The organism is Saccharothrix sp. AJ9571 (assembly GCF_021725495.1).
Taxonomy (GTDB): domain Bacteria; phylum Actinomycetota; class Actinomycetes; order Mycobacteriales; family Pseudonocardiaceae; genus Amycolatopsis; species Amycolatopsis magusensis.
In genome coordinates this window covers 3,730,238-3,753,951 of record NZ_CP091382.1, presented here as the reverse complement: position 1 = coordinate 3,753,951, position 23,714 = coordinate 3,730,238, and the positions used below count along the sequence as shown (strand labels likewise).

Genomic DNA, 23,714 nt, shown 5'->3' with positions numbered 1-23,714 from the left:
CACCCCACGAGGCCCCCGGCACCCCCACGGGAGCCGGGCAGCCCAACGCGCCCACCCAGGCCACCCACCCCTCCCCATCCCCGGTCCCAAGCCAAAACACGGCGAAGACCCTGATGTCAAGGCATCTTTCCCGCCTTGACATCAGGGTCTTCGCCGTAGTGACAATCGAAATCCGGGGTGGCCCCTTCGACTCCCCGGTAACCCCCTGTACACACCCCACCCCCTCTGGCAGGATTTTCGCCCGAGGGGGTTTTGCGCAGTGATGCCGGTTCGTCACCGGCCGGAGTTCGAGCCGGCCGAGTTGCCGAAGGCGCGGATGGTCCGCTGGTGGGTGTTCAGCGGGGCGGCCGCGCTGCTCGCGCTCGCCTTCCTCGTCTTGCCCTACCGGCTCACCGTCCCGGCGGACGCCCCGGTGGGCGCCTCCTTCACGATGACCGTCGCCCTGTTCAGCGGGTTCATCGTCAGCCTGCTCTTCATGCTCTACGGCATCGGCCGCGCGCGCCTGGAGATCGCCGCGTACAACGCCAACGAGGTCGACATCGAGCTGTTCGAGATCGAGGGCGACTCCTCGCCCGCCGAGGTCACCGCGGTGTTCAAGAGCAAGCTCAACGAATCACGGATGTACACCCCGGCCGTGGTCCCCGGTGTCTCCCGCTCCTACGACTTCATCCAGATCGTGGAAAGCGCGGGCGAAGCCGCGACCGGCTGGTGGCGCGTGGCGTCCCGGCTGATCCGCCTCGCCCGGCCACCGCACGCGATCCGGATCAGCGGCCGACTCCGCACCCGGGACGGGCAGCACCAGCTCGTGCTCGACGTGGTGCGCCAGCCCGGGTTCGCCGCCAGCCCGCTCCTGCTCACCGACGACGACGAGCAGCGCCTGCTCGGCCGCGCCGCCAACGCGGTGGCCGCGCTCGTCATCCCGCGCAGCAAGTACTGCCGCAACCAGCAGTGGGCCCGCTGGCGCGGCGCGAAGATCCCCGGCGCGCTGTTCGACGCCTACGAACGCGCCAACCAGTACAAAACCGAGCGCCGCTACGACGAAGCGCTCGCCGAGTACCACCGCGCGATCGAGCTGGACCCGGCCAACGTGCACATCCGCGTCGAGATCGGCAACCTCCAGGAACGCCTCGACCTGCACCTCGCCGCACTGGTCACCTACGACGACGTGGTGACCCTGTGCGAAAACCGGAGGTACGGGCCGTCCACCCCGGAAGCCGCGGCGCTGCTGCTCGCCCGCTACCGCCGCGCGCTGGTCCTCGGCCGCGGCGACTGGCTCGCCCACGACTGGTGGCTCGGCGATCCGAAGACCCGCATGCGCCAGATCCGGATGCGCGAATCGATCCAGCTCCGGTTCGAGCGCTACCGCGAAACGCTGCCCCCGCCGGACGGCCTGCTCGACGACCCCGGCGGCTCGACCAACGAGGTCAAAGCCGCGCGGCTGCGGGCGTACTTCTGCGAGGTCGCGCAGTACGAACTCGAGAAGCTGATCGCCGAACCACGGCCGAAGCACCTGCGGCAACTGCTGTCCGACAACTGCCTGCGCCTCGGCCTGCTCGCGACGCACCTGCGCCGCTCGATGGCCCACGCCGAAATGGGCGCGCCGCTCGGCGGCTATTCGGCGGTCAAGAACGTGTCCGTGGACGGGTTCGAGCCGCTGGCGGCCGACACGGACTGGCCGCCGTCGATCGACGCGCTCACCGAGGTGGTCCGGCAGCAGCTCCAGCCCCGCGGTCCCGCGTCCGTCTGGCACGAGCACTACAACGCCGCCTGCGTGTACGCGGTCGCCCTGCTGCCGTCCGGGATGCGCGGGGAACCCAGCGCCACCAAGGAAACCGTGCGCGCGCTCGGCGTCGACGAGAAGAAAACCCTGGTCACCAAAGCGATCGCGGAGCTGGACAGCGCAGCGGCCTCGCGGCACACCGGTTACCTGGCGCAGCGGCGGCCGTGGGTGATGTCGGAGGACCCGGACCTGTCCACGCTGCGCGGGCAGCCGGAGTTCCGCACCTTCGAGATGATCACCTACTCCCCCGACCGCCCGACCCCGCTGCGCCCGCGCCGGGTGCACGCCTGGGAGCTGTCCACCTACACCGCCACCCTGGTCCGGCACATCGCCAGCTGCCTGGCGCACGCCTGGCGCCGGTACACCCCGCAGCCCAAGGAATTCGTCGACGAGCTGGCCGCGGACACCTGGCACCGCGCGGAACACGACGCGTGGGAGACGATTTCCCAGCTGGCGTCGGCGAACCAGGAGTGGCAGACGCGGTACCAGGCGATCAAGGCGCTGCAGCGCTGGTCGCACGCCTCCGGGTACGCCTGCGACGACATCCGCTTCCCCGCCTACTCCGAGCACTCGCTGTTCACCAGGGCGGCCGGGCTCACCGACGACCTCGAGCTGCGCAAGGAGTGGCAGCTGCCGCAGGGTGAGGACACGGTCAACAAGGAGACCGAGCTGTACCTGCGCCGCTGCACCGAGCGGCTGGTGGAGTTGTCGCACCTGCTGCGCGTCCCGCGGCACGACGTGGTGGTGCCGCGCACCCGCAAGGATTTCCAGCAGGCGGCCGAGGCCTGGGCCGCGCTGGCCGACTGGTTCGCCGACGGCGACGCCCTCAGCCCGGTGTCCGCGCGGCGGACCCGGTTCGAGCGCGCGTTCCGGAGGTAGGGCCAGCCCCACCCCGGAGACGGGTGGCCACTCCCTGTGACCGGGCGCGCGCGCCCCCTAGTTTTCCAGGTATGCGAGCAACCCGGATCACCACAGCAGCCGTCATCACCGCCCTGACCTTCACCACCGCCGTCCCGGCGCTGGCCACCACGCCCGGTTACGACCGCTCCGCGTTGCAGGAGGACCTGGACGCCATCCGCGACGCCGGCATCGTCGGCGTGCAGGCGCAGGTCGACACCGGTTCGCGGCGGTGGAGCGCCCGCTCCGGCGTCGCCGAGGCGGGCACGGCGAAACCGGTACCGCGTGACGGCGCCTTCCGCATCGGCAGCAACACCAAGACCTTCGTCGCCGTGGTGGTGCTGCAGCTGGTCGGGCAGGGCCGCCTGTCGCTGGAGGACAAGGTCGCCGACCTGCTCCCCGGCGTGGTCACCAGCCCCGGTGGCGACCAGATCACCGTGCGCCAGCTGCTCCAGCACACCAGCGGGCTGTACAACTACACCAACGACCTCCCGTTGCGCAGCGAGGCGGAGTTCCTCGCCCACCGCTTCGACTCCACCAGCGCGGAGGTGCTGGTCAAGCAGGCCATGGCGCAGCCGCCGGAGTTCGCGCCCGGCACCAGCTGGAACTACTCCAACACCAACTACCTGCTGGCGGGCATGCTGATCGAGCAGGTCACCGGGAACCCGTGGGCGGCGGAGGTCCGGTCGCGGATCTTGAAGCCGCTGGGCCTGCGCGACACCTACTCCCCCGGTGAGCGCGTCGGCCTGCCGCACCCGCACGCCCACGGGTACAGCGTCTTCCCCGGCACCACCAAGATCGTCGACACCACGGAGCTGAACCCGTCGTGGGGTGGCGCGGCCGGGGACATGATCTCCACGCCCAGCGACCTCAGCCGGTTCTGGCAGGCGCTGCTCGGTGGCAAGCTGCTGCGCCGGTCCGAGTTCGCCGAGATGCGCAAGACCGTGCCCGCGAAGACGTGGCAGGAGACCGATCCGGGCAGCGGATACGGGCTCGGCATCACCAGCACACCGCTCAGCTGCGGCGGGGTCTCGTGGTCGCACGGCGGTGACATCCACGGGTTCCAGACCCGCAACGGCTTCAGCGACGACGGCCGCCGCGGCATCGTGCTCTCACTGTCCACCCAGGACTTCGGCGGCCCCTCCAGCGCGGTGACCAAGCACGTCCTGGACCGAGCCCTCTGCGACTAGCCGGTTGCGGACCCGGCGAAGTTGATCAACCATGGGGCGATGACCGCCAAGCGGACACCGGGCGCCAGCAGCTCTCGCAAAGTGTTGCAGCTGCTGCTGGCGTTCTCCGAGCGGCGGCCGGAAGCCACCGTGGCCGAACTCGCGGCGCTACTGGGCACCCCGATCGCCACCACCTACCGGTACGTGGCGCTGCTCAAGGAACTGCAGCTGCTGGAAGAGGGCCGCGCGGGGCGCTACCACCCCACCTCGCAGGTCATGCCGCTGGCGCGGGCCGCGCAGGTGGCCAACGACCTGGCCAGGCTGGCCCGCCCGGTGATGGAGGACGTGGCCCGCGAGCTGCGGGAGACCGTGCTCCTGTTCCAGCACTTCGGCGACTCGGCGGTGTGCGCGGAACGGGTGGAGTGCGACCAGGCCGTGCGGTTCACCTTCCAGCCGGGGCACTCGATGCCGCTGGGGACCGGGGCCTCCGGCCGGATGCTGCTGGCCAGCCTGCCCGAACCGGAACGCAGCCGCCGGCTGGCCGAGGTGGTGCAGCGAAGCGGCGGCAGCCTGCGCGACGAGCTGAAACGAGTCGAAGTCAACCGGTACGCGGTCGAGGTCGACGAGGGCGCGTGGTCCTGCTCGGTGCCGGTGCGCGTGCCAGGTCAGCGGGCGACCGTCCTGACCGTGGCGGGCCCGGCGATGCGGATCGGCGATGCCGCCAAGCGCGCCGCCATCACCGTCCTCCACTCACACGCGCAACGAATCCAAGAGGCTTTTACTCACTTCGTGCTGTGATTCGGCCCGGCCCCCGGCGCGGCGGCGCGGTCACGGCTGCCCGGGGTGGTTCAACGGAACCGTTCATACCACCGGACGTCGTATCCAGTGGAGCACCGGACCGAGGAGTTGCCGATGGCCGCGTACGAAGTCAGACCCGAACTGGGGCAGGCCGCCGCGATGATGGAGGACGCGGCGCAGACCGTGCGGTTCGCCGCCGGGGTCCTGGAGCTGGGGCGCGAGGAGCCCGACCCGCTCACCGGCGGGCCGCCGCTGGGCATCTCGGGGCAGGCGCGCCTGCTCGCGGACCGGTGGAACGCCGCGTTGCGCACCCGGGCCGCCGGGATGCGGGTGCTCGCCGACGCGACCGAGCGGGAGGCGTTCGAGCTGCGCGACGCGGCCGACGGTCACGCGCTGCGCTACGCCTGAGTGGGAGAATTCTCCCCATGGTGTTCATGCATCCCGAGCTGCGGACCGCGGCCGCGCACCTGGTGCGGCTGCGGGCCGCGGCCGAGTTGCTGCACACGGCCGATCCGGTGGACGCGCTGCGTTACGTCGACTGCGCGCCCGCCGCGTTGCGCGGCATGGTGGAGCGAGCGCGGGCCGCGCAGAAACCCTTGGCCGAAGCCAATGTCGAGTACAGCGAGGCACGTATCCGCGGCGGCTGCGCCGATCGCGGGGAGCTGGTGCGCGCCTACCGGGACGAGCGGGAGGCCGCCGACCGGACCGTCATGGCGGGGCTGCGGATCGCCGACCAGCTCGACGGGTTCGCCCGCGCCGCCGCGCGGTACGCGGTGCACGTCGCGATCGAGGCCGACCCCGCCTGCGTGCTGGTGCTCGACGGCGACCTCACCCCGGAACCGGCCGACCTGGTGCACGAGGCGTGCACCGCGATCGTGCACCAGGTCGAGCAGTACCTGCTGGCGATCGAGGGGCTCGCGTCCGAATTGGACGGTCTCACCGGGTGAACCCGGCGATCTCCTCTTCGGTGTACCCGAGCTCCGCGAGCACCTCGGCGGTGTGCTGGCCCAGCAGCGGTGGCGCGGAGGTGGGCCGGGCCGGGGTCTCCGAGGCCTTCACCGGGAACCCCGTGCCGTAGTAGGTGCCCACGCTCGGGTGCGGCAGCCGGACGATCTGCTCGCGTTCCTCGGCCCACGGGTCCTCGTACACCTCGTCGATGGTGCTGATCGGCCCGGCCGGGATGGACGCTTCCTCGAACTTCTTCAGCCAGTCCGCGCTCGTGCGGGTGCGCATCACCGCGAAGATCCGCTCGTTCAGCTCGTCGCGGTGTTCCGCCCGCAGCGCGTTGGTGGCGAAGCGCGGGTCGTCGGGGAGCTCCAGCAGGGCGGAGAAGGCGCGCCACAGCTTCTCGCTGCCCACGGCCACGTTCAGCCAGCCGTCAGCGGTCGGGTACGCCTGGTACGGCACGATGCTCGGGTGCGCCGAGCCCATCCGCTCGGGCCGTTTCGCGTCGTAGAAGTACGCGCCCGCCGCGTAGATGTGCCAGGCGACCTGGGCGTCCATCAGCGACACGTCCAGGTACTGCCCGCGACCGGTGGCGTGGCGGGCCTGCAACGCCATCAGCACGCCGATGATCGCCCACGTTCCCGCGTTCAGGTCGGCCACCGGCAGGCCGACCTTCGCCGGCGCGCCGCCGGCCTCCCCGGTCAGCCCCATCACCCCGCCCATGCCCTGGGCGATCAGGTCGTACCCGGGACGGTCGCGGTACGGGCCGGTCTGCCCGAAACCGGTGATGGACACGTGGATCAGCCGGGGGTTCAGCTCCGACAGCTGGTCGTAGCCGAGCCCCCAGCGCTCCAGCGTGCCGGGGCGGAAGTTCTCCACCAGCACGTCGGCCCGCGCCACCAGCCGCCGGACGGCCTCCTGGCCGCGCTCGCTCTTCAGGTCGAGCACGATGCCGCGCTTGTTGCGGTTCGCCGCGAGGAAGTAGACGGCCTCGTCGGTGTCACCCACGAACGGCGGGCCCCAGTTCCGGGTGTCGTCCCCGTGCCCCGGCGGCTCGACCTTGATCACGTCGGCGCCCATCTCCCCGAGGTACTGCGTGCAGTACGGCCCGGCGAGGATGCGGGAGAGGTCGAGCACCCGGAGGCCGTCCAGCGGCCGCATCAGCGCTGGATCGCCTTCGTCTCGAGGAACTCCTCCAACCCGAAGCGGCCCAGCTCACGCCCGTTGCCGGACTGCTTGTACCCGCCGAAGGGGGCCAGCGGGTTGAACGCGCCGCCGTTGACCTCGACCTGACCGGCGCGGATGCGCCTGGCGACCGCGGTGGCGTGCTCGGCGTCCCCGGCCCAGACCGCGGCGGCGAGGCCGTACGGGGTGTTGTTCGCGATGGCCACCGCCTCGTCCTCGGTCTCGTAGGTCAGCACCGAGAGCACCGGCCCGAAGATCTCCTCCTGCGCGATGGTCATCTCCGGAGTGACGTCGGCGAAGACGGTCGGCCGCACGTAGTAGCCCTGGTCCAGGCCTTCCGGCGCGTCCGGGCCACCGGCGACCAGCGTCGCGCCCTCCTCGATGCCCTGCTGGATGTACCCGCGCACGCGGTCGCGCTGGGCCGCCGAGACCAGCGGCCCGAGCTTGGTGGCGGGGTCGGCCGGGTCGCCGACGCTGAACTTCGCCACCCCCTCGGCGAGCAGGCCGACCACCTCGTCGCGCTGGTCGCGGTGCACGATCATCCTGGTCAGCGCGGTGCAGGTCTGCCCGCTGTTGAGGTAGACGTTGCTCAGCCCGGCCTTGACCGCGGTGGCGAGGTCGGCGTCGGGCAGGATCACGTTGGGCGACTTGCCGCCCAGTTCCAGCGCCACCCGCTTGACCGTGCCCGCGGCCACCTCGGAGACCCGCGCGCCGGCGCGCGAGGAGCCGGTGAACGAGACCATGTCGATGTCCGGGTGCGCGGCGATGGCCTCGCCCACCACCGGGCCGGTGCCGCTGACCAGGTTGAACACCCCGGCGGGCAGGCCGATCTCGTCGAAAATCTCGGTGAGCAGGTAGGCCGCCAGCGGGGCCACCTCGCTCGGCTTGAGCACCACCGTGCAGCCGGCGGCGAGCGCGGGTGCGACCTTCGCCACAATCTGGTGCAGCGGGTAGTTCCACGGCGTGATCGCGCCGACCACGCCGATCGGTTCGCGCACGATCAGCGAGTTGCCGACCTCCTCGCCGCGCTCGGGCACGACCGCCGGGTCGCTGTAGCTGGCGGCCACCACCGCGGGCAGGCCGGCCTGCACCTTCTGCGCGATCTTCACCGGCGCGCCCATGTCCGCGGTGATCGCCTCGGCGATCTGCTGGTTGCGTTCCTTGAGCTTCGCCGCGAGCTGCCCGAGGTAGCCGCACCGCTGCTCAGCGGGGGTGGCCGACCAGCTGTCGAAGGCCCGGCGCGCGGCGGCCACGGCGGCGTCGACGTCCGCGGCGCTGCCCGCGGGCACCCGGTCGATCACCGCTTCGGTGGCCGGGTTGACCACGTCGATGGTCTCCGGTGCGGCGGAGGCGACCCACTTCCCGTCGACATAGATCACGTCACGCATCGAGCGAACTCCCTTGTTGGTCCGGTGTCAGCCACCAGTGACCCTAACCCCGGCTCCGCTCGATGACGGCCCACGCGGCGGCGGCGTCCTGGACACCGACTCCCACGCTGTTGTAATAAATAAGGTCCTGCGGCCGTCGCCGTCCCGGCGCCCTGCCGATCAGGACTTCGCCGAGTTCCTGCAGCTCGGACTCCACCAGCGGGGCGTCCACGATCGGTCCCGCATGTGAGAGGGCCGTCTCACGATGATCGACCACCACCGCGGCCGCCGCTTCCACCAGGTCCCGGCCGACTTCGCGCCGGTGTGGTTCGAACGAGCCGATGCTCAGCACCGTGCACCCTTCGGCCAGCCACTCCGGTCGCACCACCGGCTCGGTGCTCAGCGTGCACAGCGCGACCAGGCCCGCGCCACGCACCGCGCTCTCCGCGTCCTCGGTCGAGGTCACCACGAGCCCGAGTTCCTCGCACAGCCGCCGGGCCGCGCGGGTCCGGTGATCCTCGTTCGGGCTGTGGATGCGGACCGTCCGCAGTGGACGGACGGCGGCGATCGCGCGCACGTGGGCCACCGCCTGCACCCCGCTGCCCAGCACGGCCAGGTCGGTGACGTCGGGGTTGGCCAGCACGTCGGCCGCCACCGCGCTCGCCGCGGAGGTGCGCAGGGTGGTCACCGCGGCGCCGTCCAGCACGGCCACCGGCACGCCGGTCTCCGGGTGCAGCGCGAGGATCAGGCCGTGGATGGTGGGCAGGCCGTGCTCGGCGTTGCCCGGGTTGAGGCTGAGGAACTTGCACACCGGCCCGGTGTCCGGCGACAACCGGCACGGGTAGGCCAGCGCGAGCGCGCCGCCGGGCCCCGGCACCTGCGTCTTCGGCGGCAGCACGGCGGTCTTCTCCCCGAGGGCGCGGAACGCCCGGCGCTGCGACTCGATCGCCGCTTCGACCCCCAGCACTGCGCCGATCTCCCCGGCGTCGAAGAACCGCGGTGCGGTCATGAGGTTTCCCTTCGGTGGTACGCGGCGAGCAGCTGGCGCTCGGCGTCACGCAGGTAGCGTTCCAGTGCCTGCTCGGCGAGGTCGAACCGGCGTCGCCGCAGGTGCCCGATGATCTTCTCGTGGCGGACGAGGTACGGCTCGAAGAAGGCCCGCGTGTTCTCGGTCAGCACGAAGAACAACCGCGTCTCGGCGAGCACCTGGCGCATCGTGCCGGCCACGCGATCGCTCCCGGCCAGCTCGGAAAGCGCCTGGTGCCACTGGATGCTCGCGGTGGCGACGGCCTGCCAGTCCTCGGCGGCCGCGGCCAGCTTGCCGGTCGCCAGCGCGCCCTCCAGCCCGGTGAGCACCAGGCCCTCGCGGTCGGCGGCCTCCCGGACGGCCGCGCATTCGACCATGCGCCGGATCCGGTACAGGTCTTCGATGTCCGGCGCGGTCAGCTCGCGGACGAACACGCCGCGGTTGAGTTCACGCACCGCCAGCCGCTCGTGCGCCAGCAGCTGGAACGCCTCGCGCAGCGTGTTCCGCGAGACGCCGAGCGCGCCGCTGATCGCGGGCTCGGACAGCCGGGTCCCCGGCAGGAACACGCCCTCGGTGATGCGCTGGCGCAGGATTTGGGCCACCCGCTCGGCGGTGCCCGCCCTGGCGAGCGACGACCGGTCGCCCGCGAGCACCGCCGACGGATCGCCGGTGGTCATCGCACGCCCAGCTCGAAATCGAGGGCGTAGCGGTGACCCGGCATGGCCCCGGCGGCCTTGGCGCCGTCGACCGGGAGCACCGCGCCGTTGACGAACCGCGACTCGTCGCTGGCCAGGAAGACCACCGCCTTCGCCACTTCCCAGGCCTCGCCGACACGGGCGGCCGGCGTGCTCGCGGTGAGCGCGTGCTGCTTGGCCTCGAACTCGTCGGGTGAGGCCAGCGTGCTGCGCAGCATGTCGGTGTCGATCGCGCCGGGGTTGACCGTGTTGACCCGGATGCCCAGGTGCGCGTGCGCCACGGCGAGCGACTTGGCCAGCCCGACCAGCGCGTGCTTGGTGGCGTTGTACACCGGGTCTGCCGGGCGGCCCATCATGCCGCCGTTCGACGAGGTGATCACGATGCTGCCCGCCTTCGCCTCGATCATGTGCGGCAGGACCGCGCGGGTGGCCAGGAAGGCGGTGCGCACGTTCAGCGCGAAGATGTGGTCGAACTCCTCGAGCGTGGTCTCCGGCAACGGCTTGCCGAGGTGGATGCCGACGTTGCTGAACAGCACGTCGATCCGGCCGTGCTCACCGAGCGCCTGCTCCACGAAGGACTGGACGGCGGCCTCGTCGGTGGCGTCGACGAGGCTGTGCCGGAGGTTCTCGTGCCCGATCTCCTCGGCCGGTTCGCGGATGTCGCTCGCGTGCACGATCGCGCCCTCGGCGAGGAACTCCTTCACCGTGGCCAGGCCGATACCCCTGGCACCGCCGAAGACCAGCGCGACCTTGTTCTCCATCCGGCCCATGTTCAGTCCCTCTCCACGATTTCGTAGTCGGCGGGCAGCCGGACCAGCGCGTCCGGCCTGCCGGTGTAGCGGATTTCGACGCCGTAGACGTCCTTGGCGGCTTCGATCGACACGTAACCGTCGACCACGTCCATGAGCACCCGCTGCGGGTCGCGCTTCAACGGGTCGCCGTGGCCACCGGCACCGGGCAGCACCACGTCGACCTCGGCGTCGGGCGCCAGCGGCACCCGCCGCTTGCCGGGCAGGTCGGTGCCGTCGGCCAGGCCGAACCGGCCCGGCGCCCCGTCCATGCCGCCGTGTACGCCGGTCGCCGGTGAGCTGGTGCGGTCGACGTTCCCGTTGACGCTCCAGGAGACCTCACCGCGTGCGGTCACCGTGGTCGACTGGCCGAGCCCGCCGCGGTAGGTGCCCGCGCCACCGGAGTCGGTGCGCAGCACCCGGCGGGTCTGGACCAGTGGCGCCATGGTCTCGATCACCTCGGTCGGCGTGGCCCGCAGCCCGCTGGGGAAGCCGGTGGTGTTCAGCCCGTCCTTGGTGGTCCTGGCGCCGATGCCGCCGGTCTGGAAGACGTTCAGCATGAACTCGCGGCCGTCCTCTTGCGACTGTCCACGCCAGATGGTCATCCACAGCGCGTCGGCGCTGTGCGCCATCCGCCCGTCCAGCGCGCCGATCAGCAGTGACGGCAGGAAGTGGCCGATCAGGTGCCGGGAGGCGACCGGCGCGGGCGGCAGGCAGTTGAGCACCGAACCGGCCGGCGCGGTCACGTGCACCGGCCGGAACGACCCCGCGTTGTGGGGCACACCGGGGGAAATGGCCGCCTTGACCGCGAAGGAGGCGTACGCCCTGGTGTAGTTGAGCACCACGTTGATGCCGTGCTTGCTCTGCGGTGACGACCCGGCGAAGTCGATGTCGATGTCCTCGCCGCGCACGGTCAGCGCGACCTTGAGGCGCACCTCTTCGTCGCCGAACCCGTCGGTGCGCAGCTCACTGCGGAAGGTGCCGTCCGGCAACGCGGCGATGGCGTCGCGCAGCGCCCGTTCCGACCGGTTCATGATCTCGGCGGCGATCTCGTCGATGGAGTCCAGCTCGAACTCCTCGGCCAGGCGCACCAGGCTCGCCGCGCCGACGGCGTTGCCCGCGACCTGTGCGTACAGGTCGCCGATGGTTTCTTCGGGCGTGCGCACGTTCGCGCGGATGATCGCCTCCAGCTCGGCGTTCACCTCACCGGCACGGATGAATTTGAGGATCGGCAGCCGCAGGCCCTCTTCGAATACCTCGTTAGCCTCGGCCGAAACCAGCCGCCCGCCGATGTCCGGGGCGTGGCAACAGGAAGCGAACCAGGCGAGCACCCGGCCCCGGTGGAAGACCGGGGTGGCGACGGTGATGTCGTTGATCTGCCCGGCCGTCTGCCACGGATCGTTGGTCAGCAGCACGTCGCCGGGTTCGAGCCGCTCCGGCGGGTAGGCGGCGACGAAGTGGTGCATGCCGGTGGCCATCGCGTTGATGTGCCCCGGCGTGCCGCCGACCGACTGCCCGATCATCTCCCCGCGTGAGTCGAACACCGCGCACGCCAGGTCAAGCGATTCACGGACCACGGACGAGAACGCCGTGTTGACCAGTGCGTTCTGCTGCTCGGCCAGGATCGAGTGCAGCCGGTTGCCGACCACGCCCACCAGGATCGGGTCCACGCTCACGGGGTCACCACCAGGCTGGCGTCGGCCCGCACGGTGCACACCGCGCCCGGCGGGATGACCAAAGTGGACTCACGTTCCTCGATGATCGCCGGGCCTTCGATCCGGTCGCCGTCCCGCAACCGGTACCGGTCGTACACCGCGGTGTCGACAAAGCCACCGGGGAAGTACGCCTGCCTGCTGCCCTTGCGTGCGTCCCCGGCGCCGGCTTCCACGCTCAGGCGCAGATTGACCTTCGGCACCGGGCCCGACGAAACCACCCGCCAGTTCAGCACTTCCACGCCGACATCCGGGCCGGTCCGGCGGTACAGCTCGCGGTAGGCCTCGGTGAAGGCCTCCACCAGGGAAGCCGGCCATTCGCCCTGGTGCACCGGCACGCGGATTTCGTAGCCCTGGCCCGCGTACCGCATTTCGGCGATCCGGCTGTGCGTCACCACGTCCACCCCGGACGCCTTGAGCAGTTCCTCGCCTTCGCGCTCCATCTCGGCGAACAGAGCGTCCACTTCGGACCAGCTCAGCTCGTCGACGCCGACGTGAGAGGTCCGGACGAAGTCGAAGGCCAGTGGTGCGGTGAGGAACCCGACCGCGCTCATCACCCCAGCCGCGGGTGGCGCGACCACCTGCCGTGCGCCCAGCGCCCGTGCCACGCCGACGCCGTGCACCGGCCCGGCACCGCCGAAGGTGAACATCGGCAGCCGCGCCGGATCCTTGCCGCGTTCCACCGCGTGCACCCGCGCGGCGTTGGCCATGTCCTCGTTGACGTGCGCGTGGATGCCGTACGCCGCCTCGGCGAGGTCCACGCCCAGCGGTTCGGCGATCTTCCGCCGGATGACCTCGCGGGCCGCGTCCGGGTCCAGGGTCATCTCCCCGCCCAGGAAGTAGCCGGGGTCGAGGTAACCCAGCACCAGATCGGCGTCGGTGACCGTGGGCTCGGTGCCACCGCGGCCGTAGCACACCGGCCCCGGCTCGGAACCCGCCGAATCGGGGCCAACGGTGAGCAGGCCGAGCGCGTCGATGCGGGCGATCGAGCCACCACCGACGCCGATCTCGATCATGTCGGTCACCGGCACCTTCACCGGCAGCCCGGACCCGGGCAGCAGCCGGTACACCCGGTCCACTTCGAACTCGTGCGTGACCAGCGGCGCGCCGTCGGAGATCAAGCACAGCTTCGCCGTGGTGCCGCCCATGTCGAAGGCAAGCAGGTCGGCCTCCCCGGCGATGGCCCCGAACGCCGACGCCGCCAGCGCCCCACCGGCCGGCCCGGATTCGAGGATGCGGATGGGGTAGCGCGCGGCGGTGTCCACCGTGGCGATCCCGCCGTTGGACAGCATGATGTGCGGTGCCGGGCCGATGCCGGCCCGGTGCACCCGCTGCTCGAGATCACGCAGGTAGCGCTCGGTCAGGTCCTGCACGTAAACGTTCGCGACCGTGGTGGAGGACCGTTCGAACTCGCGGATCTCCGGCACCACCTCCGACGACAGCGCGACCCGCAACCGCGGCGCCACTTCGGCCAGCACCTCGCGCACGCGGCGTTCGTGCTCGGGGTTGGTGAAGGAGTGCAGGAAGCAGACGGCCACCGCTTCGATGCCGCGCTCGGCCAGTTCGGCGCCGAGCCGGGCCACGTACTCCTCGTCGAGCGGGATCTGCACGCTGCCGTCCGCGAGGATCCGTTCCGGCACGTCGAACCGGAGGTGCCGGGGCACCAGCGGTTCCGGCAGTTCGATCTGCAGGTCGTACAGCTCGTAGCGGTGCTCCCGGCGCATTTCCAGCACATCGCGGAAGCCCGCGGTCGCGAGCAGCGCCAGCTTCGAGCCCTTGCGCTCGATCAGCGCGTTGGTGACCAGCGTGGTGCCGTGCACCAGTTTGTCCACTTGGGACGGATCGGGCAGCGTGCTGACCAGCAGCTCCTCCACTGCCCTGGCTGGCTCGTCGTGCGTGGTCAGCGTCTTGCCGATGGCCACGACGCCGGAGTCGTCCAGCACGCAGAGATCGGTGAACGTGCCACCGATGTCCACCCCCACCCGCAACGTCATCCTCGCTCCTTCCGGTACCAGCGCGGTGACGTGTTGAGCGGCGGGCGCATCGCCGCCTCGACCACCAGCAGGTTCGCTTCGTCGGACTGGATGAACGCGCCCAGCTTCCGGCGGAAGGCCCGGCCGAAGCCCTGCACCCGTTCGGAGCGCAGGCCGAACGACTTGCCCAGCGCGACGAAGTCCGGGCCGTCCAGGTCGACCCCGCGGGCGGGCAGCCCGGCCTGCTCCTGGTCGAACCGCAGCATCCCGTACCCGCCGTCCTCCACCACGACCACGGTGACCGGCAGGTTCTCCTGCGCGGCGGTGGCCAGGTCCCCGACGCCGTACAGGAAGCCGCCGTCCCCGGTGATGCAGACCGCGCGCCCGGTCCCGGCCGCCGCGCTGCCGAGCGAGGCGGGGAAACCGAAGCCGAGCGTGCCCCAGCCCATCGGGTAGGCGAGCTTGCGCGGTCCCGGGATGCGGTGGAACCCGCCGATCCAGTACCCCGCGACGCACATGTCCGCGATCAGGATGGTGTCCTCGGGCAGCACTTCCTCCAGCGTGCCGAGGAAGTCGGCGGCCTGCGGCTCGTCCTCGCGGATGCGCCGCCGGATCGCCGCGCTGATCCGGCGCAGGCGCGCGGTGAGCCTTTCCTGCCCGTCCTTCTGCGGCAGTTCCCCGAGCAGCGCGGTGACCACCTCGCGCGCGTCCCCGACCAGGCTCAGTTCCGGCTGGTAGTTCTTGGCCGCGTCCTCGGCGTCGACGTTCACCGTGATCAGCGTCGGCGGCGGGGGCATCAGCCAGTTCTGGGTCATCAGGCCGTCGAAGTCGGTGCCGATGCCGAGCACCAGGTCGGCATCGTCCCAGAGCGCGCCGACCTCCGGGCTGTGCACCGAGTTCGGGGCCAGGCAGGGGTGTTCGGGCGGGAGCAGGCCGCGCGCGCCGAAGGTGGTGAGCACCGGGGCGGCCAGTTTCTCCGCCAGTTCGCCGATCACCGCGCCCGCACCGGCCCGTAGCGCGCCCCCACCGGCCCAGATCAGCGGCCGTTCGGCGCGCTCGAACAACTCGCGCGCGCGGCCGAGGTCGAGCGGCTCGCTGACCGGCGCGTGGTGGACCGGGTCCGGCGCGCGCTTGGTGGTGGCGGTGAGGAAGTCGGTGGGGATACCGAGGTAGACCGGGCCGCTCTGCGGTTGCTGCGCCAGCCGGGCCGCTTCGAGCGTCGCGCCGGCGATCTCCTCCGGCGCGGTGACGGTGTACTGGTGCTTGGTGAGCGGCGCGAACAACGCCGCCTGGTCGCTGCTCTCGTGCAGCACCCCGCGCACCACACCGGGCCGGCGCAGCGTGGACGGGATGTCGGTGGCGATGACCAGCACCGGCGAGCCGGACGCCTGCGCCTCCCCGACCGCGGCGAGCGTGTTGGCCGCGCCGGGCCCGGTGGTCACGATGGCCACGCCGAGCTTGCCGGTGGCGCGGGCGTACCCGTCGGCGGCGTACCCGGCGGTCTGTTCATGGCGGACGCCGAGCAGTCGCACCCCGGTCGACGCGAGCGCCTCCCAGATGGGGAGGTTGTGCACCCCGGGCAAGCCGAAGGCGACCTCCACGCCCAGCTCACCCAGCGCATCGGCGAGCTGATCGGCCCCGGACTTCGGCTTGGCATGGCTGACTACCGGCACAGCGCTACACCCTACGCAATCGTTGAACGATCAGACAGTAGCGACGCGGTTCGAATCTTGCTAGACCACGTGATGCTCCCGGGCGGTCTCCAGGGGACGGTCGAATCGGCGGACGTCGAGTTCCGAGACGTCGATCTCCGGCGTACGGCCCAGGTAGAGGTCGCGCATCACCGCGCCGATCGCCGGGCCCATCTGGAACCCGTGGCCGGAGAATCCGGTGGCGTAGAGGAAGCGCGACACCCCGGCCGCCTCGCCGACCACCTGGTTCCGGTCCGGCGTGACCTCGTACAACCCGGACCACGTGGTGCGGATCCCCGCGTCGAGCACCGGCGGGACCCGCCGCGCGGCCAGTTCCGCGAGCGCGGGCAGCCACTCGGATCCCCCACCGGGGAAGGAAAGCGCCAGCCCCGGTCCCTCGCGGTGGAAGTAGAACGCCGAGGGCATCTCGGCGGTCAGCGGCACCGCCTCCGGCAGTCCGCCGATCGGGCCGGTGAACACCACCTGCCGCCGCTCCGGCCGCACCGGCAGCGGGCAGCCCGCCAGCTCACCGATCCGCGCCGACCACGCCCCGGCCGCGCACAGCACCACCCCGGTCCGGACCACCCCGGCCGAAGTCCGCACCGCCCGGATCCGGTCGCCGTCGCGCTCGATGCCCTCGACCTCGACGCCGGTGCGCAGGGTCGCGCCCAGCGCGCGGGCCGCCCGCGCGTATCCCTGCACCACCGAATCCGGCGTGGCACGCCCGTCCCGCGGCGACCACACCGCGGCGTGCACCCCGTCGACCGAAATCAGCGGATTGTGCCGTTTCGCCTCGGCCGCGTCGATGATCCGGCTCGGCACCCCGAACGAATTCTGCAGCCGCACGCCGCTCTCGAACACCGGCAGGTCGGCGGGATCGGTGATCAGGTACAGGTAGCCGTCGCGCCGGAAGTCGATCTCCTGGCCGAACCGGTCCGCGAACCGCTCGTACTCGGCCAGCCCGCGCAGTCCCAGTTCGATGTTGACGCGGCTGGTGAACGAGGACCGGACCCCGCCCGCCGCCTTGGCCGTCGACCCGGCACCCAGCGCGCCGCGCTCCAGCAGCAGCACGTCCGCATCCGCTTCGGCGAGGTGGAAAGCGCTGCTCACGCCGATCACCCCGCCGCCGACGATCACCACACCCGCCCGCTCCGGCAACTCCGCCATTCCCGCAGACTACGGTCGTTCCAGGGCTTTCCTCAGCCTCAACCATGCGTAGACTCGGCCCTCCGGTGGAAACCGGGTGTGTGAGGGAAGGTGGCCGGTTATGCCGTTGATGCCCGTGACCGACTCGATGTTCCTCCTGGTGGAGTCCCGCGAGCACCCGATGCACGTCGGCGGACTCCAGTTGTTCCGCAAACCGGCGGACGCCGGACCGGACTACCTCAGCGAGATCCGGCGGCGGCTGCTCGACCGCTCGGAGGTCCGCCGCGCCTTCCGCCGCCGCCCCGCCCGCCCGGTGAACACCATGGGCTACGCCGCCTGGGCCGAGGACGTCGAACTCGAACTGGACTACCACTTCCGGCATTCCGCGCTGCCACAGCCGGGCCGCATCCGCGAGCTGCTGGAGCTGACCGGCCGCTGGCACAGCACGTTGCTCGACCGCCACCGTCCACTGTGGGAGGTCCACCTGGTCGAAGGCCTGCAGGACGACCGGTTCGCGCTGTACAGCAAGGTCCACCACGCGCTGATGGACGGCGTGTCCGCCCTGCGCCAGATGCAGGCGACGCTCAGCGAGAGCCCGGACGAGCGCGACTCACCACCGCCGTGGGGCGGGCCGAAGTCCCCGAGCGTGCGGCGCTCCCGCCGCGATCCGTTGTCCCTGCTCACCGGCACCCGGCAGTCACTGGCCCAGCTGGCGAAACTGCCGAAGGCCGCGGTGAAGGTGGCAGGAGAAGCCTTCCGCGAGCACAGCCTCACCCTGCCGACGCAGGCCCCGAAGACCATGCTCAACGTGCCGATCGGCGGGGCCCGGCGGTTCGCCGCGCAGTCGTGGTCCCTCGACCGCGTCCGCCGGATCGCCACCGCCGCCGGGGTCTCGCGCAACGACGTGGTGCTGGCGATGTGCGCCGGTGCGCTGCGCGACTACCTGATCGAGCAGCGGGCGCTGCCGGACACCGCGATGGTCGCGATGGTGCCGGTCTCCATGCGCAAGCAGGGCGACGCCGGCGAGGCCTCGGGCAACGCGGTCGGCGCGCTGCTGTGCAACCTGGCCACCGACCGCAGCGACCCGGCCGACCGGCTCAAGGTGATCCACCAGTCCATGCGGGACGGCAAGCGCATCTTCAAAGACCTCACCCCGTTGCAGGCGCTGATCCTCTCGGGCATCAACGTGGCCCCGCTCGGCGCGTCCACCATCCCGGGGTTCGTCAACAACACGCGCCCGCCGTTCAACCTGGTCATCTCGAACGTGCCGGGCCCGCGCCGGACCATGTACTGGAACGGCGCGCAGCTCGACGGGATCTACCCGGCTTCGGTGCTGCTCGACGGCCAGGCGCTGAACATCACGCTGACCAGCAACGGGGACAACCTGGACTTCGGCATCACCGGCTGCCGCCGCAGCGTGCCGCACCTGCAGCGCATCCTCACCCACCTGGACACCGCGCTGGCCGAGCTGGAGAGCGCGGTCGCCAAGCCCTGACACGCGAGTCATCGGATCACTGCGTGGCTCACCCTCGGTGACCTCAGCCCGGCTTTGTTACTCCATCAGCGGGACGCAGGGTTGACACCAGTCAGAAATTAGCTGACTTCCCTAGATTTCGGTCCGGCGACGCTTCTAGGGTCGTCATGCCCGGTCCGCAGAGATCCGAGGAGTCAGCATGATCGAACCCACTGAGGTCTGGACCACTCCGGACTTCGTCGAGTACGAAACGCCGATGGAAGTCACGGCCTACGCGGCCCGCATGGAATGACGGGCGGGCGGGGGCCCGCGTGCCCCCGCCTCCTCGCCTGCTCCCCCAGCGCGACCCGGAGGTCCCATGAGCGCGCCGCTCAGCCACGACGAGTTCGACGCCGCCCTGCGTGGACTGTCCCACCGCTACTGGGGCACCCACCCGTTCCACCACCGGATGCACGCCGGCGAGCTGTCCGAGCACGAGCTGAAGGTCTGGGCCGCGAACCGCTGGTACTACCAGCGCATGATCCCGCAGAAGGACGCCGCGATCATCAGCAACTGCCCGCTGCCCGAGGTGCGGCGGCAGTGGCTGCCCCGGCTCGTCTACCACGACGGCGCCGCACCGGGCGAAGGCGGCATCGAGCGCTGGCTGCGGTTGTGCGAGGCGGTCGGTCTCAGTCGTGAGGAGGTGCTGGACGAGCGGCACGTCGCGCCCGGCGTCCGGTTCGCCGTGGACGCCTACGTGAACTTCGCCAGGACGAAGCCGTGGATCGAGGCGGTCGCGTCCGGGCTCACCGAGATGTTCTCCGGGCACCTGATGAAGCGCCGGGTGGCCGACATGCTGGCCAACTACGACTGGATCAACCGCACCGACCTGGCCTACTTCACCAACCGCATCGACGCGGTGTCGGGCGAAGGACAGGCCACAGTGGACCTCGTGCTGGCCCACTGCCGCACGCGGGAGCAGCAGGAAGCCGCGCTCGCCGCGCTGTCCTTCAAGTGCGACGTGCTCTGGTCCATCCTGGACGCCATCGAACGCGCCGCGAGCAAGGAGTGAGCGTGAAACCCCGACTGCGCCGCGGTGTCCGGCTCACCTACGACAAGGTCCGCGAGACGCACGTGCTGTTGTTCCCCGAAGGCGTGCTGGTGCCGAACAAGACCGCCGCCGCCGTGCTCGAACTCTGCGACGGGGAGACCAGCGTCGCCGACATCACCGAGGCGCTCGGCCGGAAGTACCGCGGCGTGCGCGAGGCGGACATCAGCGGGGTGCTGTCCCGGCTGGAGGAACGGCGGGTGGTCGAATGGACGTGAAGCCCGCCGAACCGCCGCTGGGCATGCTCGCCGAGCTGACCCACCGCTGCCCGCTGCACTGCTCGTACTGCTCCAATCCGCTCGAACTGATCACCAGGGACGCCGAACTCGACACCGGGCAATGGCTTTCCGTGTTGTCGCAGGCGCGGGACCTCGGTGTGCTGCAGGTGCACATGTCCGGCGGTGAACCGCTGGCCCGGCCGGACCTGCCGGAACTGGTCTCGCACGCGAGCGACCTCGGCTGCTACGTCAACCTGGTCACCAGCGGCCTCGGCCTGACCGGGAAGCGCCTCGACGACCTGGCCGACCGCGGCCTCGCGCACATCCAGCTGTCCGTGCAGGGCGCGGACGCCGAACGCGCGGACCGGCTCGCCGGCACCCGCGCGCACGAGCACAAGCTCGCCGCCGCCGCGCTGATCAAGCGCTCCGGGTTGCCGTTGAGCGTGAACGTGGTGCTGCACAAGCAGAACCACGACCAGCTCGCCGGGATCATCGCACTCGCCGAGCGCATGGGCGCCGACCGCCTGGAACTGGCGAACACGCAGTACTACGGCTGGGCGCTGAAGAACCGGACCGCGTTGATGCCGACGCGCGAACAACTCGCCGTCGCCGAGCCGATCGTCCGGGCCGCGACCGAACGCCTGCGCGGCACCATGGAGATCATCTACGTGGTCGCCGACTACTACGAGCCGTACCCGAAGCCGTGCATGTACGGCTGGGGCGCGCGGCAGCTGACCGTGGCGCCGAACGGTGACGTGCTGCCGTGCCCGGCGGCCACCGCGATCACCACGCTCGACCTGGACAACGTGACCCGGAAACCGTTGCACGACATCTGGTACGGCTCGACCTCCTTCAACGCCTACCGCGGGGAGGACTGGATGAGCGAGACCTGCCGGTCCTGTGATCGGCGTGGCGCCGACTTCGGCGGCTGCCGGTGCCAGGCGTTCCTGCTGACCGGCGACGCGGCGTCGACCGATCCGGTCTGCTCGCGGTCCCCGGATCGCGAGATCGTCGACCTCATCCTCGCCGCGCCACCACCCGCGGTCGAGCCGGAGCTGGTCCTTCGCCGGGTGCCGCGGTGAAGGTGCTGCTGCTCGGGACGGCCGCCGGAGGCGGCTTCCCGCAATGGAACTGCGCGTGCGCACTGTGCACTTCGGACGCTCCACCCCGGACCCAGGACTGCGTGGCGTTCAGCGCGGACGGCCGCGAGTGGTACCTGATCAACGCCTCACCGGACATCCGTGCCCAGATCCTGGCCTCATCCGTGCTGCGTGCCGGACCGGGCCCGCGCGAGACCCCGTTGCGCGGTGCCCTGGTCACGGATGCCGAACTGGACCACACGCTGGGCCTGGTCATGTTGCGGGAGGCGCCGTCGTTCGGCGTCTGGGGACCGGATGCCGCGCTGCACGCCCTTCGCGGCGCGCTGCCGGTGGGCCGGTACGGCGACTGGACCTTCTCGCCGGTTCCTCCGGAGATCGACGGGCTCCGGGTCTCCGCGCTCCCGGTCAGCGACAAGAAGCCCAAGTACGCGCGTGAATCCACTGTGGACGGCCCGTGGGTGGTCGCCTACCGCATCGAGGACCCGTCGACCGGCGGTGTCTTCGTCTACGCGCCCTGCCTGGCGACCTGGCCACCGGGGTTCGACGAGTTCGTCGCGGGCGCGGACCACGTGCTGCTCGACGGCACCTTCTACGCGGCCGACGAGATGTCCGGGGCGACGCACGCCGGCGTCGGTTCGCAGGCGCAGCGCGCCATGGGCCACGTGCCGATCACCGAGAGCCTCGCCCGCATCCGGAACCGCACTGGCACGCGCTGGGCCTACACGCACCTCAACAACACGAACCCGGCGCTGGCCCCGGACTCCCCGGAGCACAAGGAAATCCTGGCCGCCGGGGCCCACCTCCCACTCGACGGCACGCTGTTCACGCTCTGAGCCGGGCAACCCCCAAAGGTTCATTTGACAGTTGCTCGCGGCTCCTCCGATACTCGCCCCATGTCGGAGAAGGCCGAGCTGGTCGGGCTGCGCGTGCTCGCCCATCCCCTGCGCCTGCGCATCCTGTCGCTGCTCACGGGCACCGCGATGAGCGCCGCCGAGGCCGCGCGCGAACTGGGCGAGACGCAGGCGAACGTGAGCTACCACCTGCGGCGGCTGCACGAAGCGGGCCTGCTGGTGATCGCCGAGGAAGTCCGGATCCAAGGTGGACTGGCCAAGCGGTACCGGCACGTGCCCGGGGGCAGCCCGCCGTGGGACCACGACGACCCGGAAGGCGAGCAGCTGTTCGCCGCCACCCTGGCCGATGAGCTGCGGCGACGCACCGAGAGCCGCGTGCCGAGCGGCCGCTCCGCGGTCACGGACGCGGAAGTCTGGCTCGCGCCCGCCGACTGGGACCGGGCCGTGGAAGTCGCGCACCAGCTCGGGAAGATCCTGCACGCGGCCGCGCGCCCACCCCGCTCGCCGGGTACGCGCCGCGTGAGCGCCACCGTCGCGCTGTTCGAAATGACCAGGCCATGAGCCTGCGGGAACCGTTGCGGCACCGCAGTTTCCGGTGGCTGCTCGCCGGGCGGACCGGCGCCGAACTGGCGAACGCGATCGCGCCCGTCGCACTGGCGTTCGCGGTGCTCGACCTGACCGGTTCGGTGGTCGACCTCGGCCTGGTGGTCGGCGTCCGGTCGCTGGCGAACGTGATCCTGCTGCTGTTCGGCGGGGTGCTGGCCGACCGGCTGCCGCGGGCGGTGATCCTGCAGGGCACCGGGCTCGCGGCCGCGGTCACGCAGGGCCTGATCGCCGCGAGCGTGCTGGGCGGCTTCGCCTCCATCCCGTTGCTGCTCGGGCTGAGCGCGCTCAACGGCGCGGTCAGCGCGATGTCCCTGCCCGCCGCGGCTTCACTGACCCCGCAGACCGTGCCCGCCGGCCTGCTCACCCCGGCGAACGCGCTGGCGCGCATGGGTTCGAACACCGGCCGCATCCTGGGCGCCGCGCTGGGCGGCATGCTCGCCGCCGGGCTCGGGGCGGGCTGGGCCATCGCGATCGACGCGGCCATCTTCCTGGTGTCCGCAGCGGGTTACCGGGGTGTGCGGATCGCCCAGCGCGTGCGAGCCGAGCGGTCGCACCCGCTCAAGGACCTGGCCGAAGGCTGGCGCGAGTTCATCGCCCGCTCGTGGGTGTGGGTGGTGGTCGCGCAGTTCACCGTGGTCAACGCGGTGATCATGGGCGGGCACGCGGTGCTCGGCCCGACGGTGGCGGACGCGACCGTGGGCCGTGCCGCCTGGGGTTTCATCCTGGCCGCGCAGACGCTGGGCGCCTTCATCGGCGGCGTGCTCGCCGCGCGCTGGCAACCACGGCACGCGCTGCTGATCGGCGTCGCGGTGATCGGTGTCGAGGCCATCCCGCTGATCACGCTGGCCCAACTACCGCAGCTGATCCCCTTGCTGGTCACCATGTTCCTGGCGGGGATCGCGATCGAGCAGTTCGTGGTCGCGTGGGACGTGTCGCTCCAGGAGAACATCCCGGAGGACAAGCTGGCGCGCGTGTATTCCTACGACATGCTGGGTTCCTTCATCGCGATGCCGGTGGGCGAGATCGCCGCGGGCCCGCTGGCGCAGCGCTTCGGCGCGGACACCACCCTGCTGGCCGGCGCGGTGCTCGTCCTGGTGAGCACCGCGCTCGCCTTGTGCAGCAAGCAGATCCGCACGCTGACCCGCAGAACCGCGCACCCCAGCGACCTGACCGGCGCGGTGCCACCGCCACCAGCCGCCGCTTGA

Annotated in this window: 22 protein-coding genes; 13 read left to right on the top strand and 9 right to left on the bottom strand. The window is 71.3% G+C overall.

Annotated elements, in window-relative coordinates:
* Positions 1 to 262 precede the first annotated feature (262 nt).
* The 5 genes from L3Q67_RS17015 to L3Q67_RS16995 all read left to right on the top strand — a co-directional run bounded on the left by L3Q67_RS17015 (position 263) and on the right by L3Q67_RS16995 (position 5,591).
* Positions 263 to 2,659 carry a tetratricopeptide repeat protein gene (locus tag L3Q67_RS17015; protein ID WP_499190424.1) on the top strand — a complete coding sequence of 799 codons (2,397 nt, stop codon included), beginning with the start codon at positions 263 to 265 and terminating at the stop codon, positions 2,657 to 2,659.
* A 71-nt stretch (positions 2,660 to 2,730) separates the two neighbouring features.
* Complete coding sequence (locus L3Q67_RS17010; RefSeq protein ID WP_499190423.1) at positions 2,731 to 3,867, top strand: serine hydrolase domain-containing protein; 1,137 nt, start codon at positions 2,731 to 2,733, stop codon at positions 3,865 to 3,867.
* 39 nt (positions 3,868 to 3,906) lie between these two features.
* The gene (locus L3Q67_RS17005; RefSeq protein WP_499190422.1) at positions 3,907 to 4,644 is read left to right on the top strand and encodes an IclR family transcriptional regulator; all 738 of its coding nucleotides are present in this window, start codon (positions 3,907 to 3,909) and stop codon (positions 4,642 to 4,644) included.
* A gap of 114 nt (positions 4,645 to 4,758) precedes the next feature.
* Entirely contained in the window at positions 4,759 to 5,052 is a 294-nt protein-coding gene (locus L3Q67_RS17000) for a hypothetical protein (protein ID WP_499190421.1), read from the top strand.
* A gap of 17 nt (positions 5,053 to 5,069) precedes the next feature.
* Positions 5,070 to 5,591, top strand: a complete 522-nt coding sequence (locus L3Q67_RS16995; protein WP_499190420.1) for a hypothetical protein — start codon at positions 5,070 to 5,072, stop codon at positions 5,589 to 5,591.
* On the opposite strand, the gene L3Q67_RS16990 is transcribed toward L3Q67_RS16995, so the two are convergent.
* Genes L3Q67_RS16990 through L3Q67_RS16950 form a run of 9 tightly spaced genes read right to left on the bottom strand, consistent with a single transcriptional unit; the run spans position 5,581 to position 17,194 of the window.
* Positions 5,581 to 6,750: a CaiB/BaiF CoA transferase family protein gene (locus L3Q67_RS16990; protein ID WP_499190419.1), complete on the bottom strand. Its 1,170-nt coding sequence runs from the start codon at positions 6,748 to 6,750 to the stop codon at positions 5,581 to 5,583. The genes L3Q67_RS16995 and L3Q67_RS16990 overlap by 11 nt on opposite strands.
* Positions 6,750 to 8,162, bottom strand: coding sequence for an aldehyde dehydrogenase family protein (locus L3Q67_RS16985; protein WP_499190418.1), 1,413 nt, complete (start codon positions 8,160 to 8,162; stop codon positions 6,750 to 6,752). The genes L3Q67_RS16990 and L3Q67_RS16985 overlap by 1 nt, the downstream gene beginning before the upstream one ends.
* A gap of 43 nt (positions 8,163 to 8,205) precedes the next feature.
* On the bottom strand, positions 8,206 to 9,150 hold the full coding sequence (locus tag L3Q67_RS16980; RefSeq protein ID WP_499190417.1) for an ornithine cyclodeaminase family protein: 945 nt from the start codon (positions 9,148 to 9,150) through the stop codon (positions 8,206 to 8,208).
* The gene (locus L3Q67_RS16975; protein ID WP_499190416.1) at positions 9,147 to 9,845 is read right to left on the bottom strand and encodes a GntR family transcriptional regulator; all 699 of its coding nucleotides are present in this window, start codon (positions 9,843 to 9,845) and stop codon (positions 9,147 to 9,149) included. The genes L3Q67_RS16980 and L3Q67_RS16975 overlap by 4 nt, the downstream gene beginning before the upstream one ends.
* Positions 9,842 to 10,633, bottom strand: coding sequence for an SDR family NAD(P)-dependent oxidoreductase (locus L3Q67_RS16970; protein ID WP_499190415.1), 792 nt, complete (start codon positions 10,631 to 10,633; stop codon positions 9,842 to 9,844). Before L3Q67_RS16970 ends, L3Q67_RS16975 begins: the two co-directional genes overlap by 4 nt.
* Positions 10,634 to 10,635: 2 nt before the next feature.
* Complete coding sequence (locus L3Q67_RS16965; RefSeq protein ID WP_499190414.1) at positions 10,636 to 12,327, bottom strand: hydantoinase B/oxoprolinase family protein; 1,692 nt, start codon at positions 12,325 to 12,327, stop codon at positions 10,636 to 10,638.
* Positions 12,324 to 14,357 carry a hydantoinase/oxoprolinase family protein gene (locus L3Q67_RS16960; RefSeq protein ID WP_499190413.1) on the bottom strand — a complete coding sequence of 678 codons (2,034 nt, stop codon included), beginning with the start codon at positions 14,355 to 14,357 and terminating at the stop codon, positions 12,324 to 12,326. The genes L3Q67_RS16965 and L3Q67_RS16960 overlap by 4 nt, the downstream gene beginning before the upstream one ends.
* Positions 14,354 to 16,009: a thiamine pyrophosphate-binding protein gene (locus L3Q67_RS16955; RefSeq protein ID WP_499190412.1), complete on the bottom strand. Its 1,656-nt coding sequence runs from the start codon at positions 16,007 to 16,009 to the stop codon at positions 14,354 to 14,356. Before L3Q67_RS16955 ends, L3Q67_RS16960 begins: the two co-directional genes overlap by 4 nt.
* Positions 16,010 to 16,069: 60 nt before the next feature.
* Positions 16,070 to 17,194, bottom strand: coding sequence for an NAD(P)/FAD-dependent oxidoreductase (locus tag L3Q67_RS16950; protein WP_499190411.1), 1,125 nt, complete (start codon positions 17,192 to 17,194; stop codon positions 16,070 to 16,072).
* Between the two features lie 100 nt (positions 17,195 to 17,294).
* On the opposite strand from L3Q67_RS16950, the gene L3Q67_RS16945 reads away from it, so the two are divergent.
* The 8 genes from L3Q67_RS16945 to L3Q67_RS16910 all read left to right on the top strand — a co-directional run bounded on the left by L3Q67_RS16945 (position 17,295) and on the right by L3Q67_RS16910 (position 23,714).
* The gene (locus tag L3Q67_RS16945) at positions 17,295 to 18,668 is read left to right on the top strand and encodes a WS/DGAT/MGAT family O-acyltransferase (RefSeq protein WP_499190410.1); all 1,374 of its coding nucleotides are present in this window, start codon (positions 17,295 to 17,297) and stop codon (positions 18,666 to 18,668) included.
* A gap of 178 nt (positions 18,669 to 18,846) precedes the next feature.
* A complete protein-coding gene (gene pqqA / locus L3Q67_RS16940; RefSeq protein ID WP_209662225.1) occupies positions 18,847 to 18,939 on the top strand; it encodes a pyrroloquinoline quinone precursor peptide PqqA in 93 nt (30 codons plus the stop codon).
* Between the two features lie 66 nt (positions 18,940 to 19,005).
* Positions 19,006 to 19,698 (top strand): heme oxygenase-like domain-containing protein, encoded by a 693-nt coding sequence (gene pqqC / locus L3Q67_RS16935; RefSeq protein WP_499190409.1) that lies wholly within the window; start codon positions 19,006 to 19,008, stop codon positions 19,696 to 19,698.
* Entirely contained in the window at positions 19,695 to 19,952 is a 258-nt protein-coding gene (pqqD, locus tag L3Q67_RS16930; protein WP_209662227.1) for a pyrroloquinoline quinone biosynthesis peptide chaperone PqqD, read from the top strand. Before pqqC ends, pqqD begins: the two co-directional genes overlap by 4 nt.
* A complete protein-coding gene (gene pqqE, locus L3Q67_RS16925; RefSeq protein ID WP_499190408.1) occupies positions 19,943 to 21,034 on the top strand; it encodes a pyrroloquinoline quinone biosynthesis protein PqqE in 1,092 nt (363 codons plus the stop codon). The genes pqqD and pqqE overlap by 10 nt, the downstream gene beginning before the upstream one ends.
* The gene (pqqB, locus tag L3Q67_RS16920; RefSeq protein WP_499190407.1) at positions 21,031 to 21,885 is read left to right on the top strand and encodes an MBL fold metallo-hydrolase; all 855 of its coding nucleotides are present in this window, start codon (positions 21,031 to 21,033) and stop codon (positions 21,883 to 21,885) included. Before pqqE ends, pqqB begins: the two co-directional genes overlap by 4 nt.
* A 60-nt stretch (positions 21,886 to 21,945) precedes the next feature.
* A complete protein-coding gene (locus L3Q67_RS16915) occupies positions 21,946 to 22,464 on the top strand; it encodes an ArsR/SmtB family transcription factor (protein WP_499190406.1) in 519 nt (172 codons plus the stop codon).
* Positions 22,461 to 23,714 carry an MFS transporter gene (locus tag L3Q67_RS16910; protein ID WP_499190405.1) on the top strand — a complete coding sequence of 418 codons (1,254 nt, stop codon included), beginning with the start codon at positions 22,461 to 22,463 and terminating at the stop codon, positions 23,712 to 23,714. Before L3Q67_RS16915 ends, L3Q67_RS16910 begins: the two co-directional genes overlap by 4 nt.

Excerpts from the sequence above, each read along its gene's own strand:
- pqqC (WP_499190409.1), top strand. The coding sequence starts at position 19,006 with ATGAGCGCGCCGCTCAGCCACGACGAGTTCGACGCCGCCCTGCGTGGA.
- L3Q67_RS16910 (WP_499190405.1), top strand. The coding sequence starts at position 22,461 with ATGAGCCTGCGGGAACCGTTGCGGCACCGCAGTTTCCGGTGGCTGCTC.
- L3Q67_RS16970 (WP_499190415.1), bottom strand. The coding sequence starts at position 10,633 with ATGGGCCGGATGGAGAACAAGGTCGCGCTGGTCTTCGGCGGTGCCAGG.
- L3Q67_RS17000 (WP_499190421.1), top strand. The coding sequence starts at position 4,759 with ATGGCCGCGTACGAAGTCAGACCCGAACTGGGGCAGGCCGCCGCGATG.
- L3Q67_RS16995 (WP_499190420.1), top strand. The coding sequence starts at position 5,070 with ATGGTGTTCATGCATCCCGAGCTGCGGACCGCGGCCGCGCACCTGGTG.
- pqqA (WP_209662225.1), top strand. The coding sequence starts at position 18,847 with ATGATCGAACCCACTGAGGTCTGGACCACTCCGGACTTCGTCGAGTAC.
- L3Q67_RS17010 (WP_499190423.1), top strand. The coding sequence starts at position 2,731 with ATGCGAGCAACCCGGATCACCACAGCAGCCGTCATCACCGCCCTGACC.
- L3Q67_RS17015 (WP_499190424.1), top strand. The coding sequence starts at position 263 with ATGCCGGTTCGTCACCGGCCGGAGTTCGAGCCGGCCGAGTTGCCGAAG.
- L3Q67_RS16980 (WP_499190417.1), bottom strand. The coding sequence starts at position 9,150 with ATGACCGCACCGCGGTTCTTCGACGCCGGGGAGATCGGCGCAGTGCTG.
- L3Q67_RS16975 (WP_499190416.1), bottom strand. The coding sequence starts at position 9,845 with ATGACCACCGGCGATCCGTCGGCGGTGCTCGCGGGCGACCGGTCGTCG.
- L3Q67_RS16990 (WP_499190419.1), bottom strand. The coding sequence starts at position 6,750 with ATGCGGCCGCTGGACGGCCTCCGGGTGCTCGACCTCTCCCGCATCCTC.
- L3Q67_RS16985 (WP_499190418.1), bottom strand. The coding sequence starts at position 8,162 with ATGCGTGACGTGATCTATGTCGACGGGAAGTGGGTCGCCTCCGCCGCA.
- L3Q67_RS17005 (WP_499190422.1), top strand. The coding sequence starts at position 3,907 with ATGACCGCCAAGCGGACACCGGGCGCCAGCAGCTCTCGCAAAGTGTTG.
- L3Q67_RS16950 (WP_499190411.1), bottom strand. The coding sequence starts at position 17,194 with ATGGCGGAGTTGCCGGAGCGGGCGGGTGTGGTGATCGTCGGCGGCGGG.
- L3Q67_RS16915 (WP_499190406.1), top strand. The coding sequence starts at position 21,946 with ATGTCGGAGAAGGCCGAGCTGGTCGGGCTGCGCGTGCTCGCCCATCCC.
- L3Q67_RS16960 (WP_499190413.1), bottom strand. The coding sequence starts at position 14,357 with ATGACGTTGCGGGTGGGGGTGGACATCGGTGGCACGTTCACCGATCTC.
- L3Q67_RS16945 (WP_499190410.1), top strand. The coding sequence starts at position 17,295 with ATGCCGTTGATGCCCGTGACCGACTCGATGTTCCTCCTGGTGGAGTCC.
- pqqE (WP_499190408.1), top strand. The coding sequence starts at position 19,943 with ATGGACGTGAAGCCCGCCGAACCGCCGCTGGGCATGCTCGCCGAGCTG.